Annotated in this window: 18 protein-coding genes; 17 read left to right on the top strand and 1 reads right to left on the bottom strand. The window is 46.7% G+C overall.

Going from position 1 to position 18,902, the window contains the following annotated elements:
- The first annotated feature begins 95 nt into the window (after positions 1 to 95).
- The 16 genes from DXC01_RS04665 (at position 96) to rpsA (ending at position 16,119) form a co-directional block, all read left to right on the top strand.
- Positions 96 to 1,310 (top strand): D-alanyl-D-alanine carboxypeptidase family protein, encoded by a 1,215-nt coding sequence (locus DXC01_RS04665; RefSeq protein ID WP_118698380.1) that lies wholly within the window; start codon positions 96 to 98, stop codon positions 1,308 to 1,310.
- A 51-nt stretch (positions 1,311 to 1,361) separates the two neighbouring features.
- Positions 1,362 to 2,390, top strand: coding sequence for a molybdopterin-binding protein (locus tag DXC01_RS04660; RefSeq protein ID WP_022213766.1), 1,029 nt, complete (start codon positions 1,362 to 1,364; stop codon positions 2,388 to 2,390).
- A gap of 18 nt (positions 2,391 to 2,408) precedes the next feature.
- The gene (locus tag DXC01_RS04655; RefSeq protein WP_022213767.1) at positions 2,409 to 3,269 is read left to right on the top strand and encodes a metallophosphoesterase; all 861 of its coding nucleotides are present in this window, start codon (positions 2,409 to 2,411) and stop codon (positions 3,267 to 3,269) included.
- Positions 3,247 to 4,032 (top strand): segregation and condensation protein A, encoded by a 786-nt coding sequence (locus DXC01_RS04650; protein WP_022213768.1) that lies wholly within the window; start codon positions 3,247 to 3,249, stop codon positions 4,030 to 4,032. Before DXC01_RS04655 ends, DXC01_RS04650 begins: the two co-directional genes overlap by 23 nt.
- A 21-nt stretch (positions 4,033 to 4,053) precedes the next feature.
- On the top strand, positions 4,054 to 4,623 hold the full coding sequence (gene scpB, locus DXC01_RS04645; RefSeq protein ID WP_022213769.1) for an SMC-Scp complex subunit ScpB: 570 nt from the start codon (positions 4,054 to 4,056) through the stop codon (positions 4,621 to 4,623).
- A gap of 12 nt (positions 4,624 to 4,635) precedes the next feature.
- On the top strand, positions 4,636 to 5,430 hold the full coding sequence (locus DXC01_RS04640; RefSeq protein ID WP_118698379.1) for a zinc dependent phospholipase C family protein: 795 nt from the start codon (positions 4,636 to 4,638) through the stop codon (positions 5,428 to 5,430).
- Between the two features lie 85 nt (positions 5,431 to 5,515).
- Positions 5,516 to 6,718, top strand: a complete 1,203-nt coding sequence (locus DXC01_RS04635) for a D-alanyl-D-alanine carboxypeptidase family protein (RefSeq protein ID WP_118698378.1) — start codon at positions 5,516 to 5,518, stop codon at positions 6,716 to 6,718.
- A gap of 214 nt (positions 6,719 to 6,932) precedes the next feature.
- Entirely contained in the window at positions 6,933 to 8,369 is a 1,437-nt protein-coding gene (locus tag DXC01_RS04630) for an acyl-CoA carboxylase subunit beta (protein ID WP_118698377.1), read from the top strand.
- A gap of 13 nt (positions 8,370 to 8,382) precedes the next feature.
- Positions 8,383 to 9,126, top strand: coding sequence for an OadG family transporter subunit (locus tag DXC01_RS04625; RefSeq protein WP_118698376.1), 744 nt, complete (start codon positions 8,383 to 8,385; stop codon positions 9,124 to 9,126).
- Positions 9,127 to 9,150: 24 nt separating this feature from the next.
- A complete protein-coding gene (locus DXC01_RS04620; RefSeq protein WP_118698375.1) occupies positions 9,151 to 9,519 on the top strand; it encodes a biotin/lipoyl-binding carrier protein in 369 nt (122 codons plus the stop codon).
- Positions 9,520 to 9,535: 16 nt separating this feature from the next.
- Entirely contained in the window at positions 9,536 to 10,684 is a 1,149-nt protein-coding gene (locus tag DXC01_RS04615; protein WP_022213775.1) for a sodium ion-translocating decarboxylase subunit beta, read from the top strand.
- 53 nt (positions 10,685 to 10,737) lie between these two features.
- Positions 10,738 to 12,150, top strand: a complete 1,413-nt coding sequence (locus tag DXC01_RS04610) for an oxaloacetate decarboxylase subunit alpha (RefSeq protein ID WP_118251465.1) — start codon at positions 10,738 to 10,740, stop codon at positions 12,148 to 12,150.
- Positions 12,151 to 12,248: 98 nt separating this feature from the next.
- Positions 12,249 to 13,490, top strand: coding sequence for an NAD(P)/FAD-dependent oxidoreductase (locus DXC01_RS04605; RefSeq protein WP_118698374.1), 1,242 nt, complete (start codon positions 12,249 to 12,251; stop codon positions 13,488 to 13,490).
- 16 nt (positions 13,491 to 13,506) lie between these two features.
- A complete protein-coding gene (gene cmk / locus DXC01_RS04600; protein WP_022213778.1) occupies positions 13,507 to 14,184 on the top strand; it encodes a (d)CMP kinase in 678 nt (225 codons plus the stop codon).
- Between the two features lie 5 nt (positions 14,185 to 14,189).
- Positions 14,190 to 15,056 carry a 4-hydroxy-3-methylbut-2-enyl diphosphate reductase gene (gene ispH / locus DXC01_RS04595; RefSeq protein WP_118698373.1) on the top strand — a complete coding sequence of 289 codons (867 nt, stop codon included), beginning with the start codon at positions 14,190 to 14,192 and terminating at the stop codon, positions 15,054 to 15,056.
- On the top strand, positions 15,037 to 16,119 hold the full coding sequence (gene rpsA, locus DXC01_RS04590) for a 30S ribosomal protein S1 (protein WP_118698372.1): 1,083 nt from the start codon (positions 15,037 to 15,039) through the stop codon (positions 16,117 to 16,119). The genes ispH and rpsA overlap by 20 nt, the downstream gene beginning before the upstream one ends.
- Before the next feature lie 59 nt (positions 16,120 to 16,178).
- Here rpsA and DXC01_RS04585 read toward each other — a convergent pair whose 3' ends face one another.
- Entirely contained in the window at positions 16,179 to 17,204 is a 1,026-nt protein-coding gene (locus DXC01_RS04585; protein ID WP_118698371.1) for a ribonuclease H-like domain-containing protein, read from the bottom strand.
- A 375-nt stretch (positions 17,205 to 17,579) separates the two neighbouring features.
- Here DXC01_RS04585 and rsxC point away from each other — a divergent pair, with 375 nt between their 5' ends.
- Complete coding sequence (gene rsxC / locus DXC01_RS04580) at positions 17,580 to 18,902, top strand: electron transport complex subunit RsxC (protein ID WP_118698370.1); 1,323 nt, start codon at positions 17,580 to 17,582, stop codon at positions 18,900 to 18,902.

The following is an 18,902-nucleotide window of genomic DNA, read 5'->3' as shown; positions in this document are numbered from 1 at the left end:
GAGAGGGGAACTGCCGCATTCCTTTTTTGTATGCAATGGTATAATTTCGCAGGAAAGTTTTTACAATAGTAAGGAAAAGGATTTTGAGGTATTGTATGAAATTCCCTGGAAAAATAAGAAAAACGGCGGCATGTTTTTTATTATTCTGTATTGTACTTGCCTGCATTCCCGTACATGCAGAAGAAAATGAGGCGGTGGAGATCTCGGCACCAAGTGGTGTCCTGATGGAGCCGGAGACAAAAACGATTCTTTATGAGAAAGACAAAGACACCAGAAGGAGTCCTGCGAGTGTCACAAAAGTCATGACGCTCCTGTTGATCTTCGATCACCTGAAAGACGGAAGCCTGAAACTTACCGATACTGTGACGACAAGCGCACATGCGAAATCCATGGGCGGTTCGCAGGTTTTTCTGGAAGAAGGCGAGACGCAGGATGTGGAGACGATGATCAAGTGTATCGTCGTTGCATCGGGAAATGATGCCAGTGTTGCGATGGCAGAACATATCGCAGGAAGTGAGGAAGCTTTTGCAAAAGAGATGAATGCCAGGGCAGAAGGGCTTGGGATGGAAAATACGCATTTTGTCGACTGCTGTGGACTGACGGATTCGGATGAACATTATACGACAGCATATGACATTGCCCTGATGAGCCGGGAGCTGATCCTGAATTATCCGGAGATCTTTCAGTATTCTTCGATCTGGATGGAAAATATCACTCACGTTACCAGACAGGGAAGCAAAGAATTCGGACTCACCAACACGAATCGACTGATCCGTACGTATTCCGGCTGTATCGGACTCAAAACGGGAAGTACCAGCAAAGCGGGATTCTGCCTGAGCGCGGTGGCAGAGAGGAATGAACTTATGCTGATCTCTGTCGTCATGGCAGCACCGGATTATAAGGCAAGGCTCAAAGATGCCGCCTCTCTTCTGGATTATGGATTTGCCAGGTGCTGTCGCTATATCGACAACAAACCGGCAGAACTTCCAGAGCTTTCTGTAAAGAAAGGAAAAGAAGAAACGGTCTCGCTTTCCTACGATGGCACTTTCCGTTATCTGGATACCGAAGGACACAGCATTTCCGATGTAAAAAAAGAAATAAGTCTTCCCGAAAAGACCGAAGCACCGATAAAAAAAGGCGCGAAAGCAGGAGAAGTGATCTATACCGCAGGTGATAAAGAACTTGGACGCCTTACGATCCTTTATGCGGAAGACATTGAACGTGCGGGATATCTCGACTGCCTTCGCAAAACAGCTGGTTATTTATGGCTAACCGCCGGGCAGGAATCTTTTGACAAAGATACACTGTGAGAGGTATAATAATATCCAAATGGTCAAAGCAAAAACTAGGAGAAGAAAACAATGAAAGAAATCAGAACACAAGATGCAGTGGGACATATCCTGTGCCACGACATCACACAGATCATCAAAGATCAGAAAAAGGGAGTTTTATTCAAAAAAGGACATATCGTAAGGGAAGAAGACATACCTGCACTTCTTTCTGTAGGAAAAGAGCATCTTTTCGTGTGGGAGAAAAAGGAGGGGATCCTTCACGAAAACGAGGCAGCAGAGATCCTTTACAAGATTTCCGCAGGAGAGCATATGCATGGAAGTGACATCAAGGAAGGCAAGATCGAGCTGATCGCGGACTGCGACGGTGTGCTTAAGATCCGAAGAGATGCACTTCTTAAGGTAAACTCTCTGGGTGAGATGATGATCGCATCCAGACACGGCGATTTCCCGATCAGAAAGGGCGACAAGATCGCAGGAACCCGTATCATCCCGCTTGTGATCGAGAAGGAAAAAATGGACCGCGCCGAGGAAGTGGCAGGAGAGGAGCCGATCTTTTCCATTCTTCCTTTCAAAAATAAGAAGGCGGGGATCGTGACCACCGGAAGCGAAGTAAAGAACGGACTGATCAAGGATACTTTTACACCGGTCCTTAAAGATAAACTGGAGGAATATGCCTGTCCTGTCATGGGGCAGACCACACCGGGTGATGACCGAAAACAGATCACAGCCGACATTCTGAACTTTATCAAAGAAGGCGCAGACCTTGTGATCTGCAGCGGTGGGATGAGCGTGGACCCGGATGACCGCACACCTGGCGCGATCAAGGATACAGGGGCAGATATCGTCACATACGGAGCTCCGGTGCTTCCGGGAGCCATGCTGCTTCTCGCCTATTATAAGGACGGAGAGCGGACAGTGCCGATCCTCGGACTTCCGGGATGTGTCATGTACGCCAAGAGAACAGTCTTTGACTTGATCCTTCCGCGTGTCATGGCAGATGATCCGATCCGTGCTGAGGAGATCGCAGCCTACGGAGAGGGCGGACTCTGCCTGAACTGTGCATCCTGCACCTTCCCGAACTGCGGTTTCGGTAAATAAAAAATATTGGGGAATTACATGAAAAAAACATTCAGAACCAGAACATATGAGATTCACACAGATAAACTGAAAAACGGACATAAAGTAAGATTTGCATTTCTGACAGATCTTCATGGCCTTATCTATGGCAATAATCATCAGGAATTATATGACGCTGTTCTGAAACATGATCCGGCGGCAGTTCTTGTCGCCGGAGATATGATCGTCAACCGAAAGACTGAGACGCTTCAGGCGGCAGCAGTGCTTCTGAGCCGTCTGAGTGAGAAGATACCGGTTTTTTATACGCTTGGGAACCATGAGTATAAGATGCTTCTGAATCCTGAAGTACGGCAGGAGTACTTGAATTATGAACGGCTGCTCACTAGTGCAGGTGTGTGCTTTCTGCATAATGAGCGCATATCTTCGAATTTTTGTGGAACTGATTTTATCTTTCACGGACTGGAACTTCCAATCGAATATTATCACAAACCGAATTCTCCAAAACTCAGTCTCACAGAGCTGGAAGAACTTCTCGGGACACCGTTCATGTCGGGGATACATATTCTTCTGGCACATAACCCTAAATATGGAAATACGTATCTTTCCTGGGGTGCGGACCTTGTTTTGTCCGGACATTATCATGGGGGAATCCTGCGCTTTGGCGAGAATCACGGGCTGACCTGCCCGCAGTATCTCCTTTTTCCGCCGTATTGCTGCGGCAGATTCCAAAGCGGCAAAAGCACGATGCTTGTCAGTGCAGGGCTTGGAGAGCATACGATACCGATCCGTCTCCACAATCCGAGGGAGCTTCTGGTGATCGAATTCTGTCCGTCTGCCCATAAGGAAGACTCTCACAAAACAGGAAGGAAAACAGCAAATGGCAATACCGGTAAAAATTAACGTCTTTGAAGGACCTCTTGACCTTCTTCTCCATCTGATCGAAAAAAACAAGATCGATATCTATGATATTCCGATCGTGGAGATCACAGATCAGTACATGGAATATATTCACTCCATGGAAAAAGAAGACTTAGGCGTCATGAGCGAATTTCTTGTCATGGCGGCGACACTTCTCGACATCAAGTGTAAAATGCTTCTCCCGAAAGAAGTGAACGAAGAGGGTGAGGAAGAGGATCCGCGAGAAGAACTTGTCCAGAAACTTCTGGAATATAAGATGTATAAATATATGTCCTATGAACTGAAAGACAGGATGGACGGGGCTGTCGGAGTTTTTTATAAGGGAGCTACTGTTCCGGACGAGGTAATGAAGTACAGGGAGCCGGTCGACCCGAGGGAACTTCTTGCGGGACTTACCCTTGAGAAACTGCACAGCATTTATCAGTCGATCCTTAAGAAACAGGAGGACAAGATCGACCCGATCCGAAGCAGATTTGGAACGATCGAGAAAGAAGAAGTCAGTCTTTCCGAAAAAATGCTCGAAATGAAGGAATATGCAGGAAACCACAGGAAATTCAGTTTCCGTCAGCTACTTGTCGGGCAGAAGTCAAGAGTGCAGCTTATCGTGACTTTTCTTTCTATTCTGGAACTGATGAAGATGGGATATATTCACGTGGAGCAGGACGAGCTGTTCGATGATATTCAGGTGGATGTTGTCAGGGACCCTGTAGAATGGACACATTTGACAGAATTTGCAGACGAATAAATACAGAGATTGAGGAATCATATGGAAATAAAGAAATTAGAAGCGGCGATCGAAGCGGTGCTTTTTACCATGGGAGAATCCGTGGAGCTGACGCAGATCGCCAGTGCGATCCAGCAGGACAAGGAGACAACGCGAAAACTTCTCAACAATATGATGGACCGTTATCAGGAGGAAGACAGAGGGATCCAGATCATCGAACTGGAGCAGTCCTATCAGATGTGCACCAAAAAAGAATACTACGAATGTCTGATCCGTCTTGCCCTGCATCCCAAGAAACCGGCACTGACAGATGTCATGCTGGAGACACTTTCTATTATCGCGTACAAACAGCCGGTCACAAAGGCAGAGATCGAGAAGATCCGCGGGGTAAAATGTGACCATGCGATCAACAAACTGGTAGAATATGAGCTTGTAAAAGAGCTTGGACGACTGGATGCGCCGGGACGACCGATCCTCCTTGGGACGACCGAAGAGTTCCTGCGCTGTTTTGGCGTACAGGGGCTGGAAGAACTTCCTGCTGTAGATCCGGTCCGTCTGGAAGATTTTAAGGCGGAAGCCGAGGAAGAAGTACAGCTTCGCCTGGATGTTTAGGAGGAAAATAAAATGCCTACGACCTATGCACATGACTTATTTGGTAAAAAAATTTATCACAAACTTCCGAAGGAGATGCAGATGGTCATTCAGAGAAATGTTAATCTGTACCGGATCGGACTTCACGGACCGGATATCCTGTTTTATCACATGCTGAAACCAAAGGTATCCACAACAGGGATCCGCATGCATAAGGAAAAAGCGGCTCCTTTTTTTGAGAGGGGAATGGCGATCGTGCGGGAAACTCACGATGAGAAGCTTCTTGCCTATCTTCTTGGATTCGGATGCCACTATCTTCTGGACAGCGCCTGCCATCCCTATATCGAGGATATGGCAGCGAAGGAAGTGATCACGCATACCCTTCTTGAGAAAGAATTTGACCGGACATTGATGCTGGAAACTCATAAAAATCCATATCATTATTACCCGGCATGCGGTGTATTTCCGAGGATTACCTATGCCAGAGTGATCCACCGTGCGATCCCCAAAATAGCGACAGGAGATATCCTGAAATCTCTGAGGCGCATGAAGCTGATCACAAACTGTCTGGTTTATGATAACAAGGGCAGGCGTAAGAAATTTCTCACGGTGCTTTCGAGGCTTGCTGGCAAGAAGCTGTCTGATTCCATGATGGAATATTTCATGGCGAAAGACCCGGTCCCGGGGAGCGCAGTTCCGGTCCATGCCCTGCACGGACTGTATGACAGGGAGATAAAGGAAGCACCGCAGTACCTTGAGGAATTATTCAGACTTTCAAAAGAAGACAGACCGCTGGGCGAGAGATGGTATAAGACTTATAACGGCTGACCGGCTTACTGGAACCGGAAGGAACAGAGACATATAATGAGGACAGGTCTGCATAAAATATCCTATAAAGAATAAGAGGTGGGATATGAAACGCAGATATAATATCACGGTCACGATTCTGGTCATAGCAGTTTTTCTGATAAATTCCACAGTCTGTGCTGCTTCCGGGGAAAGCAGTGCGCCCGGAAATCTTTATGCGCTTTCGGCAGTTCTGATGGATGGGGATTCGGGGCGTGTCCTGTATGAAAAAGAGGGCGAAACACCGAGAGCGAATGCAAGCACCACGAAAGTCCTGACCTGCATCCTTGCCCTGGAAAACGGTAAAGGCGATGATTATGTACAGGTTTCTTCCAATGCTGCCGCGCAGCCAGATGTACGGCTTGGTATCCAAAAAGGAGAGCAGTATTATCTGGAAGACCTTTTGTACTCTCTGATGCTGCAGAGCCACAACGATGCCGCGGTCGCGATCGCGGAACATATCGGAGGTTCTGTGGAAGGATTTGCAGCCATGATGAACCAGAAAGCGAAAGAGATCGGCTGTACGGACACACACTTTGTGACACCGAACGGGCTGGACGCCAGAGACAGTGGAGGCAGCCATCATACAACGGCACGGGACCTGGCGCTTATCATGCGCTATGCCATACAGAATCCGATGTTCCTCAAGATCACCGAGACAAGGGACTATTCTTTTTCAGATATTGAGAAGAATCGGACATTTTCTCTCCACAATGCGAATGCGTTCCTGGATATGAGAGAAGGCATCCTGTCAGGAAAAACCGGCTACACAGGAGATGCGGGCTACTGTTATGTCTGTGCAGAGGAAAAAGACGGCAGGACTTTCATTGTTGCCCTTCTGGGAAGCGGCTGGCCGAACCACAAGACTTACAAATGGAAGGATACCGCAGCACTTCTTAATTACGGCGAAGAAAATTATAAATACCGCAGCTGGTGGAAAGACCCCGAGATTCCTCTGATCCAGGTCAAAAATGGATTCACGGGAGATCCTGTCGGCAGAAAGAAGATATATCTGCACGGTCTTCTCGATATCTCCGAAGAACAGAAAGAAACCTGCATGCTTCTTTCTGACAGGGAAAATGTGACCTGTCAGGTAAAAGTGCCGTCTTCGATCGAAGCTCCTGTAAGACGGGGAGATGAGATCGGGCAGGTGACATTCCGGCTGAATGGGGAATTGCTCTCTGCTTACCCGGTACTGGCAGAACAGTCTGTCGGGGAGAGAACTTTCAGCCGGACGCTGGAGCATGTTTCTGATAGATTTTTTCATTAAGGAGATGAAAGAGGGCAAAAAGTCTTTTCCGCGAGGAGAGGGCTTTTCTTTTTTTGGCCAAAAATTTTGTGTTGTTATAAAATAATTTTTAGGGTTAAAAAATTAACAAAAAAAACGAAATGTATTGAAAAAAACTTGAAAACAGGTTACAATTACAATCGGCTAAAATTTTGGTTATATTTTAAAATTTTATAAACATGGAGGGCAAAAGAGAATGAGTAATGCAACACAAAGCTTAGCGAGCACAAGAATCACTTCTTTGCTTGACGCCAACAGTTTTGTTGAAATCGGGAAAAGCGTAACAGCCAGATCCACAGACTTCAACATGACTGAGAAAAAAGCGCCTTCAGACGGTGTTATCACCGGATATGGTGTGATCGATGGGAATCTTGTCTATGTATACAGCCAGGATGCTTCCGTACTGAACGGAACTGTAGGCGAGATGCATGCAAAGAAGATCTCCGCATTATATGACCTTGCTATCAAAACAGGAGCACCTGTGATCGGACTGGTAGATTGTGCAGGAATGCGTCTTCAGGAAGCAACAGATGCACTGGAAGCATTCGGTGGAATCTACTTCAAACAGACAATGGCATCCGGAATGATCCCGCAGATCACAGCGGTATTCGGTACCTGTGGCGGAGGAATGGCAGTTGTTCCGGCACTGACTGATTTCACATTCATCGAAGCCAAAAAAGGCAAAATGTTCGTAAACAGCCCGAACGCACTTGATGGAAACTACACAGAGAAATGTGACACAGCATCCGCTGCTTTCCAGAGCGAGGAGACAGGACTTATCGATGCTGTAGAATCTGAAGAAGAGATCCTTGCTGAGATCCGTCAGCTTGTAAGCCTTCTTCCATCCAACTTCGAAGACAATGATTCTTTCGCAGAGTGCACAGATGATCTGAACCGTGCATGCGAGGATATCGCAGCATGCGCAGGAGATACCTCCATTGCACTTTCCAGAATCGCAGACAACGGAATCTTCTTCGAGACCAAGAGAGACTTCGGCAAAGACGTTGTTACAGGATTCCTTCGTGTAAACGGAATGACTGTAGGTGCAGTGGCCAACAGAACAGAAGTTTACGATGCAGAAGGTGAGAAGGCAGAAGAATTCGACGGCACTCTTTCCGCAAGAGCAGCAAGAAAAGCAGCCGGATTCGTGAAATTCTGTGACGCTTTTGATATCCCGGTACTGACTCTTACAAATGTAACAGGATTCAAGGCAACTGTATGCGGCGAGAAAGTTATGGCTAAATCCGTCGGAGAACTGGTTCATGCATTTGCATCCGCAACCGTTCCGAAGGTAAATGTCATCATCGGCAAAGCATACGGCACAGCTTATGTGGCAATGAACAGCAAATCTGTAGGTGCAGATATCGTTTATGCATGGGACAATGCAGAAATCGGAATGATGGATGCTTCCATGGCAGCAAAGATCATGTACCCGGGATCAGAAGCTTCTGTTATCAACGAGAAAGCTGCAGAGTACAGAGAACTGCAGTCCAGCGTAGAATCTGCCGCAGCAAGAGGATATGTAGATACTGTGATCGCTCCGGCTGACACACGTAAATACGTGATCGGAGCATTTGAGATGCTGTTCACAAAGAGAGAAGACCGTCCAGCTAAGAAACATGGCACAGTCTAAGCGAGGTGAGCATATGAATCAGATGTTAAAGAAAGCATCCACTACCTGCGCTGCTTTTGCCTGCGCCGCATCCCTGATGTTCTCCGGTGCAGCAGTTGTTTGGGCAGATGGTGAGATCGACGAAACCGTCAAAAACCAGATTGAAACTTATGCAGAAGGACTGACAGATGAGATCATCGGACTGTCTGATGATCAGATCGAGCAGTACATGGAGTCCGACGATGCGTTTACTTCAAGTGCAATGACAGCCTGGGACGGAACCAAAGACGACCTGGGTGAGCTGAAGGAAACCGGTGATGTAGAGATCGAATATTCAGGTGATGAATATACAGCAGTTATTCCGGTTGAATTCGAAAAAGAAGACGCTGAATTTACTTATGTATTTGACAAGAACCTGACTCCTACTTCACTGGCAGTCGATATTCAGTATTCTTTTGGAACAACCATGAAGAATGCAGCACTTAACACTCTTATGGGAATCGGTACTGTATTCGTGATTCTGGCCATGCTGATCTTCCTGATCTCCCTGTTCAAATACATTCCGGGTTCAGGAGCACAGCAGGTTAAAAAGAAAAAAGAAGAAGCAGCAACTCCGGCTCCTGCACCGGTTCCGGTGGCAGCAGCACCTGTTCAGGAAGAAACTGATAACTCAGAGCTGATCGCCGTGATCGCAGCAGCGATCGCAGCATCAGAGGGAACTACAACAGACGGATTTGTTGTACGCTCCATCCGTAAGATCAACCGCAAAAAAAGGTAATTGACAATTTTAGGAGGATTAAAAATGAAAAGCTATACAATCACCGTAAATGGAACAGCATATGAAGTTACTGTAGAAGAAACAGGAAGCGTAAGCGCACCGGCAGCAGCTCCAGTAGCAGCACCGAAGGCAGCACCGGCAGCAGCTCCTAAAGCAGCAGCACCGGCAGCAGGAGCAGGCGCAGTCAAAGTTACCGCTTCTGTACCAGGTAAAGTCCTCAAGATCGTAGCTTCCGCAGGACAGGCAGTAAAAGCAGGAGACAACATCGTGATCCTGGAATCCATGAAGATGGAGATCCCGGTTGTAGCTCCTCAGGATGGTACTGTAGCCAGCATCGACACATCCGAAGGCGCATCCGTAGAAAACGGAGATACTCTGGCTACAATGAACTAGGACGGGAGGTAATCAAATGTCTTATGTAATAGAAACCCTGTCCAACCTGATCCATCAGACAGCATTTTTTAACCTGACATGGGGAAACTATCTGATGATCGCGGTGGCGTGTGTATTCTTATTCCTTGCTATCAAAAAAGGTTTTGAGCCGCTTCTTCTGGTTCCGATCGCTTTTGGTATGCTCCTGGTAAATATCTACCCGGACATTATGGCAAATCCGGAAGACATGTCCAACGGTGTTGGTGGTCTTCTGCATTACTTCTATATCCTCGATGAGTGGAGTATCCTTCCGTCCCTGATCTTCATGGGCGTTGGTGCGATGACAGACTTCGGTCCGCTGATCGCCAATCCGAAGAGCTTCCTCCTCGGAGCAGCTGCACAGCTTGGTATCTATGTTGCATACTTCCTTGCGATCTTCCTTGGATTCAACGGAAAAGCAGCAGCAGCGATCTCCATCATCGGTGGAGCAGATGGTCCTACCTCCATTTTCCTTGCCGGAAAACTTGGACAGACCGCTTTAATGGGACCGATCGCGGTGGCGGCATATTCTTATATGTCACTGGTTCCGATCATTCAGCCGCCGATTATGAAACTCTGTACTACAGAAGCAGAACGTAAGATCAAAATGGATCAGCTTCGTCCGGTAACCAAGATCGAGAAGATCCTGTTCCCGATCGTTATCACGATCGTTGTCTGCTTACTTCTTCCTACAACAGCTCCGCTGGTAGGTATGCTGATGCTGGGTAACCTCTTCCGTGAGTCAGGCGTTGTTAAACAGCTTACTGAGACTGCTTCCAATGCCCTGATGTACATCGTAGTTATCCTGCTTGGTACATCTGTAGGTGCTTCTACAAGCGCAGAGGCATTCCTTAATGTTGATACTCTGAAAATCGTTGTTCTCGGTCTTGCAGCATTTGCATTCGGTACTTTCGGCGGATGTATGCTTGGTAAACTGATGTGCAAACTGTCCGGTGGAAAGATCAATCCGCTGATCGGATCCGCTGGTGTATCAGCCGTTCCTATGGCTGCCCGTGTATCCCAGAAAGTCGGCGCAGAAGCAGATCCTACAAACTTCCTGCTGATGCATGCAATGGGACCAAACGTAGCCGGTGTAATCGGAACAGCCGTTGCAGCCGGAACCTTCATGGCTATCTTCGGTGTTTGATCCCGCTGGGTCAGATGCGTTTAGCTGAATTAATAATATAAGGAGAAAACATAATGGCTGAATTAGAAAAAAAACCTGTAAAAATCGTGGAAACTGTTCTCCGTGATGCTCATCAGTCTCTGATCGCAACAAGACTTACCACAGAACAGATGCTCCCGATCGTAGATAAAATGGACAAAGTCGGCTACCACGCAGTAGAGTGCTGGGGTGGAGCTACTTTCGATGCTTCCCTTCGTTTCCTTAAAGAAGACCCATGGGAAAGACTTCGTAAATTACGTGACGGCTTCAAGAACACAAAACTTCAGATGCTGTTCCGTGGACAGAACATCCTTGGATATCGTCCATATGCAGATGACGTAGTAGAATACTTCGTACAGAAATCTGTAGCAAACGGAATCGACATCATCCGTATTTTTGACTGCCTCAACGATATGCGTAACCTTCAGACAGCAGTTAAAGCTGCCAACAAAGAAAAAGCACACGCACAGGTTGCTCTTTCCTACACATTAGGTGATGCATATACTCTTGAGTACTGGGTAAACATCGCAAAACACATCGAAGACATGGGTGCAGATTCCATCTGTATCAAAGATATGGCAGGTCTTCTGCTTCCATATAAAGCAACTGAGCTTGTCGGAGCACTCAAAGATGCTGTTAAGATCCCGATCGATCTTCATACACATTACACCTCTGGTGTTGCTTCCATGACATACCTCAAAGCAGTAGAAGCTGGTGTTGATATCATCGATACTGCAATGTCTCCGTTCGCTCTGGGAACTTCCCAGCCGGCAACAGAGGTTATGGTAGAGACCTTCAAAGGCACACCATATGATACAGGATTTGATCAGAAACTCCTTGCTGAGATCGCTGATTACTTCCGGCCGATCCGTGATGACGCTCTGGACAGCGGCCTTCTGAATCCGAAGAACCTTGGTGTAAACATCAAGACTCTTCTGTATCAGGTACCAGGCGGAATGCTTTCCAACCTGACATCACAGCTCAAAGAGCAGCACGCAGAAGACAAATTCTACGATGTTCTTGAGGAAGTTCCGAAGGTTCGTAAAGACCTCGGTGAGCCGCCGCTCGTAACTCCGTCTTCTCAGATCGTTGGTACACAGGCTGTATTCAACGTGCTCATGGGTGAGAGATACAAGATGGTCACAAAAGAAACAAAGGATATCCTGTTAGGAAAATACGGTGCAACCGTAAAACCATTCAACCAGGATGTACAGAAGAAGTGCATCGGAGATGCAAAACCGATCACCTGCCGTCCGGCAGACCTTCTCGACAATGAGCTGGACAAACTGGAAACAGAAATGTCCGCTTACAAAGAGCAGGATGAGGACGTTCTGTCCTACGCACTGTTCCCGCAGGTTGCTACTGACTTCTTCAAATACCGTCAGGCTCAGGAGAAAAAAGTAGACGAGAAAGCTGCAGACACAGAAAACGGAGCATATCCGGTATAAAAAATAAAAATCCCTGCTTTGGACAGCGTTCCAAATGAAGGAAAATAATCAGGCCCGCCAGATTTTTCTGACGGGCTTGCTTGCAAGAAAGGATTTCCATGAACAAAGTGATAATTGTCGGGGGCGGAGCTGCCGGTATGCTGTGCAGTATCATCGCCGCCAGAAACGGCTGTGAAGTTTTTTTATACGAAAAAAACGAAAAGCTGGGAAAGAAACTCTATATTACAGGAAAAGGAAGATGCAATGTTACAAATAACTGTGAGGTAGAAGACCTGCTCCGCGCAGTGATGACGAACAGCAAATTTCTGTACAGTGCATTTTATACTTTTAACAGCCAGGATATGATGGCACTTCTTGAGGAGACGGGCGTATCGCTCAAGACAGAACGGGGAAACCGCGTTTTTCCACAGTCTGACCGCTCTTCAGACATCATCCGCGGTCTGGAACGTCTTATGAAGAAATATGGCGTTCACGTAAGATTCAGAAGTGAAGTCAGAGAGATTCTGACAAAGGACGGGACTGCGACAGGAATTTCCCTGGCGGACGGAGAAGTTCAGAATGCAGATGCAGTAGTCGTTGCGACAGGCGGACTGTCTTATCCAACGACCGGTTCCACAGGAGACGGATATCGTTTTGCACGGGAGACCGGGCATCAGGTGACGGACTGTATCCCATCGCTTGTTCCGCTTAAGGTCAAAGAAGATTATATTCCGAGGATGACAGGACTTTCACTCAAGAATGTAGAGCTTACAGTCAGACGCGGCAAAAAGATCCTTTATCGGGATTTTGGAGAGATGATGTTTACACATACCGGTGTTACCGGACCGCTGATCTTAAGTGCCAGTGCCAAACTTGGCAAATATCTTGCCAAAGGAGAAGAACTGAGCGCATTTATCGATCTTAAGCCGGCCCTCAGTCCGGAGCAGCTTGATGAGCGGATACTTCGAGAGTTTGAAAATGGCAAGAATAAGCAGTTTAAGAATGTGATAGGAGTCCTTTTCCCGTCATCACTTACACCGGTGATGCTTGAGATCGGTGGAATCCCGGGAGATAAGGTGATCCATGAGATATCCAGAGAAGAACGCCTTGCCTTTGGCACAGTCGTCAAGAATTTCCCGTTCACGATCACGGAGCCGGGAGAATTCAAGGAGGCGGTCATCACACAGGGCGGTGTTTCCGTCAAGGATATCAACCCGGGAAGCATGGAGTCCAAAAAAATCAAAAACCTGTATTTTACAGGTGAAGTTCTTGATCTTGACGCAGTAACAGGGGGCTACAATCTTCAGATCGCGTGGTCCACTGCATACCTTGCTGCTATAGATATAAGCGAAAAAGAGTAACTAGGAGGAAAACAAAATGGTACACAATATTGCAATTGACGGTCCGGCTGGAGCGGGCAAAAGTACAGTGGCCCAAAAAGTAGCAAAAGAACTTTCTTTTGTATACGTGGATACAGGAGCAATGTATCGCGCCATGGCACTTTATCTTCTCAGAAAGGGAGTAAACCGCGAGGAACCGGATGAGATCGGAGAGGCATGTCAGAATGCGGAGATTTCTATTGAGTATCAGAATGGAGAGCAGATCGTTCTTCTCGACGGAGAAAATGTAAATGCACATCTCCGCACAGAAGAAGTGAGTGCAATGGCGTCTGTAAGTTCTGCAGTGCCGCGTGTGAGAGAGAAGCTTCTTGATCTGCAGCGCAAGCTGGCCAGGACCATGAGCGTTGTCATGGACGGCAGAGATATCGGAACAACGATCCTGCCGGATGCAGATGTCAAGATCTATCTTACCGCAAGCTCACTGACAAGGGCACGTCGCCGTTATCTTGAATATCAGGAAAAGGGTGAGGCTTGTGATCTTGCCGAGATCCAGAAAACAATCGAGGAGAGAGATCAGAGAGATATGACCAGAGAGATCTCGCCGCTCTGCCAGGCAGAGGATGCTGTTCTCGTGGATTCCTCAGAACTTACGATCGATGAGACTGTCGAGAAGATCCTTTCTGTCTATCACTCCAAAGTATCAGAAAAGGAATAAACGATATGAAGGTTAAAGTAGCAGAGACTGCAGGCTTCTGTTTCGGAGTCAAGCGGGCTGTCGACAAGGTCTATCAGCTGATCGAGGATGGAGTTTCTCCTATTTATACTCTGGGACCGATCATCCACAATGAAGAAGTTGTCTCTGATCTGGAATCAAGAGGCGTGCGTGTGATTGAAGTAGAGAATCTCGATCATATTAAGAGTGGTACCGTTGTGATCCGCTCTCACGGCGTGGGAAGAGAGATCTATGAGAAGCTTAAGGAGAATGGACTTGAATATGTAGATGTCACCTGCCCATTCGTACTCAAGATCCACCGGATCGTCGAGAAAGAAAGCCTTGCTGGGAAACAGATCTTCATTTTCGGAGATCCGAAGCATCCGGAGGTGCAGGGAATCTGCGGATGGTGCCATGGTCCGTACAGAGTCCTCAAAAACAGAGAAGATGTCGAGAATATGATTCCGGAAGCAGATATGGAAGCATGCGTTGTATCACAGACGACATTTAATTACAACAAATTTAAAGAACTAGTTGAAATTCTCCGCGAAAAGAGGTATTATAATAATGTTTTAAATATTAGCAATATTTTAAACACTATTTGTAATGCTACTGAAGAACGGCAGAAAGAAGCAAAAAACATAGCCGGAGAGGTAGACACTATGCTTGTCATCGGTGGCAGACATAGTTCCAATACTCAAAAGCTGTTTGAAATATGCAAAGAGGAATGTGGAAATACTTACTATATACAAACACCTGTAGACTTGGATTCTGAAATGTTCCATCGCAGTAGTTGTGTAGGTATTACAGCAGGGGCGTCCACCCCAAAGAAAATTATTGAGGAGGTTCAAGAACATGTCAGAATTAAGTTTTGAACAGATGCTGGAGGATTCCGTAAAAACAATCAGAAATGGAGAGATCGTACAGGGTACTGTTATCGATGTCAAAGAGGATGAGATCATCCTGAATATCGGTTATAAAGCAGATGGTATCATCACAAAGAATGAATATTCCAACGATTCTTCCCTGGTACTCACCGATGCAGTCAAAGTTGGTGACACTATGGAAGCAAAAGTCCTGAAAGTGAACGATGGAGAGGGCCAGGTTATCCTGACATACAAACGTCTTGCTGCAGAGAAAGGCAACAAACGTCTGGAAGCTGCTTTTGAATCTCAGGAAGTACTGAAAGCTCCTGTAACACAGGTACTGGATGGCGGACTTTGTGTAAACGTTGAGGAAGCAAGAGTATTCATTCCTGCAAGCCTTGTATCCGATACTTATGAGAAAGATCTTTCCAAATATGCAGATCAGGAGATTGAATTCGTTATCACAGAATTCAACCCAAGAAGACGCCGTATCATCGGTAACCGTAAACAGCTTCTTCTTGCTGAGAAAGCAGAAAAACAGAAAGAACTTATGGAGAGAATCAACGTTGGCGATGTTGTTACAGGCGTTGTTAAAAATGTTACAGATTTCGGTGCATTCATCGATCTCGGTGGAGCAGACGGACTTCTTCATATCTCCGAAATGTCCTGGGGCAGAGTAGAGAACCCGAAGAAAGTATTCAACGTTGGTGACGAAGTTAAAGTTATGATCAAAGAGATCAACGGAGACAAGATCGCACTGTCCATGAAATTCCCGGAAGAGAATCCATGGCTTACAGCTGCTGAGAAATTCGCAGTAGGCAACGTTGTAACTGGTAAAGTTGCACGTATGACAGATTTTGGTGCATTCGTTGAACTGGCACCTGGAATCGATGCACTTCTTCATGTATCCCAGATTTCCAGAGAGCACGTTGCAAAACCATCTGATGTACTTTCCATCGGACAGGAAATCGAAGCAAAGGTTGTTGACTTCAACGGCGAAGACAAGAAGATCAGCCTTAGCATGAAAGCACTGGAAGCTCCTGCACAGGCAGAAGAAGACACAGAGGCTTAATTAATTCCAAATAATATGAAATCCCGACAGATTTAAGGTCTGCCGGGATTTTTTTTGCGTTATTTTCCGAGATTTTTGAGAAGACAGGGGAGAGAATGTGTCAGGTACTGCATCTGTTTCTGTCTGCTGTTGAGGAAACTTTCGTCGCAGCAGAACCAGGTGTAACAGGTCTGGGGCGTGGCTGCTGTCCGCAGGCTCTTGTCCACGTAGCGGCTGAGCGATTTGGGGATTGCCTGATCTTCTCCGGGGAGATATTCATAGTCCTTGTAATTCGGATAATACTGCCGGAGCTTTCCATCCCTGAGATGGAGGAGCAGTTTGGCTTCGGAATCATTGACGGTGAGATAGAATTCCTCTGTGACACAGGAAACGGGAACAGGGACCGGATGCTTTAGCGCCAGCGTGATCACAAGTTCTTCCTGGCCGTGCATGCGGACAGCGGAAGGCTCATATTCGCCAAGATAGAGGAATTTGTAGCTCAGAAGCGTATAGACAGATCCAAGCCCGCATAAGTCTTCCTGATTGTGACCCAGAACCGTTTCCAGTGCGGAGGGGTCCTCCTTTTTTATATAGGAGCGGTATAATCGGATGCACTGACCGCCGTCACAGTGTATTCTGTGTATGGAAGGAAACAGATTTTCCAGGTCGAGCTGCTTCATTCGTGATAATTTAAACAAAGTCTGACACGATCTAAGCGACTGATAGAGATCAATCGACGGAAGCTCTCCAAAAGGGGAAGGAAGACCGTTCCTTCGACACCTTTCCTCGAGATAAGGCTGGTCAAAACGGTTTCCATTGTACTGGATCGTACAGGTTGCGCCCTGTATATAGCGGGTAAATTCCTCGATGATCAGAGATTCTTCTTCGGGAGATTCTGCGAGCCACTGTGTCAGGATCCATAGGTTTTGTTCATGTCGGACGGCTCCGATCAGATAAACGAAGGTAGAATATCGGGACAGACCTGTAGTCTCAATATCGTAAAAAATAGGTGAAAATTCTGACAACTTTAATTCCGCATTCGACAAAAATTTAACAGTATCAGAGTCTGGAAACCCTTGTAAAATCGGCATTTTTTTAACAATCATGGTATTTTTTTCCTTTCTTGATTGTATTTAATTATACACAATATTTTGTGAATTGGGTAGTGAATTTTTAGTGAAAAAGATGTATAGTAGTAATAGAGATGTTACTGTTCACAGGTAGTATCCCGCGAGGTGTTTTGCCATGAATATGGCAAAATCCCGAGACATACAGGGCAAAATCCTATCACCGAAGGTGATTTGGAATGGATTTTGACCAAGTTGCTGTGAACGGAGTGAACAGTAACATAGCGGTTATTGTGAATGGAGTGCACAGTAACTAATCAAGATTTCTACTGCAGAGGGCATCGTCTGCAGCACCAGAAACAAAATAAACATGGGCGGTGGATACCAGCTCATGAAAAAGGAGGAAACGAATATATGGGAAAACTGACCTTTAAGGGCGGAATCCATCCTTACGAAGGTAAGGAACTGGCAAAGAATCATCCGATTGAGAAGTATCTCCCAAAAGGAGACATGGCTTACCTGATGTCTCAGCACATCGGAGCACCGTCTGTTCCATGTGTCAAAAAGGGTGACCAGGTTCTCGCAGGACAGAAGATCGCAGATGCAGGAGGATTTGTATCTGTACCTCTTCACGCATCTGTATCAGGTACTGTTAAGGGGATCGAGAAGCGCCTGAATGCGACAGGCGCCATGATCGATGCGATCATCGTGGAGAACGACCAACAGTATCAGGAAGTGGAGTTCACACCTGCGAAACTGGAAGATCTGACCAAAGAAGAAATCCTGAACCGTATCAAAGAAGGCGGAGTAGTAGGTATGGGTGGAGCCGGTTTCCCGACTCATGTCAAACTGGCACCGAAGGATCCTTCCAAGATCGAATACGTACTGGTAAACGGCGCGGAGTGCGAACCGTACATCACCAGTGACTACCGCAGAATGATGGAAGAACCGGAGAAAGTAGTCGAGGGACTTAAAGTGATCCTGAAACTCTTTGATTCTGCCAAAGGTTATATCTGTATCGAGGACAACAAACCGGACTGTATCGAGAAGATGCAGAAACTGGTCAAGGATATCCCGAGGATTGAAGTCAAAGAACTCATGACCAAATACCCACAGGGTGGTGAGCGTACCCTGATCTACGCGACAACAGGCAGAGAGATCAACTCCAAAATGCTCCCGGCAGATGTTGGATGCGTGGTAGACAACGTAGAGACTGTAGTTGCTGTATACAAGGCTGTTATCCAGGGCAGACCTGTCATGGATCGAGTTGTGACTGTAACAGGTGACGGCATCAAAGAGCCTAAGAACTTCAGTGTTTATACAGGAACCGATATGTCTGAACTGATCGATGCAGCAGGCGGACTGAAAGCCAAGATCGAGAAAATCATCTCCGGTGGTCCGATGATGGGATTCCCGTTATATGACCTTCATATCCCGTGCACCAAGACAAGCTCTGCATTCCTTTTCCTGGAGCATGATGCAGTAGCTGAGGCACAGAAGATCCAGACGGCATGTATCAACTGTGGCCGTTGTGTAGGTGTCTGTCCCGGTCATGTTCTTCCGGCTCGTCTGGCTACGCTGGCTGAACGTGGTGATATGGCAGGTTTTGAAGCACTGGATGGTATGGAATGCTGTGAATGCGGATGCTGCAGTTATATCTGTCCGGCGAAGAGACCGCTGACCCAGAGTATCAAATCTATGCGTAAAATGGTTCTTGCCAGCCGTAAGAAGAAATAG

This window comes from Blautia sp. OM07-19, assembly GCF_003481595.1.
GTDB classification, from domain to species: Bacteria; Bacillota; Clostridia; order Lachnospirales; family Lachnospiraceae; genus Blautia_A; species Blautia_A intestinihominis.
The sequence above is the reverse complement of the archived record's forward strand: the minus strand, read 5'-3'. Positions and strand labels throughout refer to the sequence as shown.

Bases quoted from the DNA above. Each gene is read 5' to 3' on its own strand.
- scpB (WP_022213769.1), top strand. From the start codon at position 4,054: ATGGAAATAAAGAAATTAGAAGCGGCGATCGAAGCGGTGCTTTTTACC.
- DXC01_RS04615 (WP_022213775.1), top strand. From the start codon at position 9,536: ATGTCTTATGTAATAGAAACCCTGTCCAACCTGATCCATCAGACAGCA.
- DXC01_RS04650 (WP_022213768.1), top strand. From the start codon at position 3,247: ATGGCAATACCGGTAAAAATTAACGTCTTTGAAGGACCTCTTGACCTT.
- DXC01_RS04630 (WP_118698377.1), top strand. From the start codon at position 6,933: ATGAGTAATGCAACACAAAGCTTAGCGAGCACAAGAATCACTTCTTTG.
- DXC01_RS04640 (WP_118698379.1), top strand. From the start codon at position 4,636: ATGCCTACGACCTATGCACATGACTTATTTGGTAAAAAAATTTATCAC.
- DXC01_RS04610 (WP_118251465.1), top strand. From the start codon at position 10,738: ATGGCTGAATTAGAAAAAAAACCTGTAAAAATCGTGGAAACTGTTCTC.
- rpsA (WP_118698372.1), top strand. From the start codon at position 15,037: ATGTCAGAATTAAGTTTTGAACAGATGCTGGAGGATTCCGTAAAAACA.
- DXC01_RS04625 (WP_118698376.1), top strand. From the start codon at position 8,383: ATGAATCAGATGTTAAAGAAAGCATCCACTACCTGCGCTGCTTTTGCC.
- DXC01_RS04665 (WP_118698380.1), top strand. From the start codon at position 96: ATGAAATTCCCTGGAAAAATAAGAAAAACGGCGGCATGTTTTTTATTA.
- cmk (WP_022213778.1), top strand. From the start codon at position 13,507: ATGGTACACAATATTGCAATTGACGGTCCGGCTGGAGCGGGCAAAAGT.
- DXC01_RS04605 (WP_118698374.1), top strand. From the start codon at position 12,249: ATGAACAAAGTGATAATTGTCGGGGGCGGAGCTGCCGGTATGCTGTGC.
- ispH (WP_118698373.1), top strand. From the start codon at position 14,190: ATGAAGGTTAAAGTAGCAGAGACTGCAGGCTTCTGTTTCGGAGTCAAG.
- DXC01_RS04635 (WP_118698378.1), top strand. From the start codon at position 5,516: ATGAAACGCAGATATAATATCACGGTCACGATTCTGGTCATAGCAGTT.
- rsxC (WP_118698370.1), top strand. From the start codon at position 17,580: ATGGGAAAACTGACCTTTAAGGGCGGAATCCATCCTTACGAAGGTAAG.
- DXC01_RS04655 (WP_022213767.1), top strand. From the start codon at position 2,409: ATGAAAAAAACATTCAGAACCAGAACATATGAGATTCACACAGATAAA.
- DXC01_RS04620 (WP_118698375.1), top strand. From the start codon at position 9,151: ATGAAAAGCTATACAATCACCGTAAATGGAACAGCATATGAAGTTACT.
- DXC01_RS04585 (WP_118698371.1), bottom strand. From the start codon at position 17,204: ATGATTGTTAAAAAAATGCCGATTTTACAAGGGTTTCCAGACTCTGAT.
- DXC01_RS04660 (WP_022213766.1), top strand. From the start codon at position 1,362: ATGAAAGAAATCAGAACACAAGATGCAGTGGGACATATCCTGTGCCAC.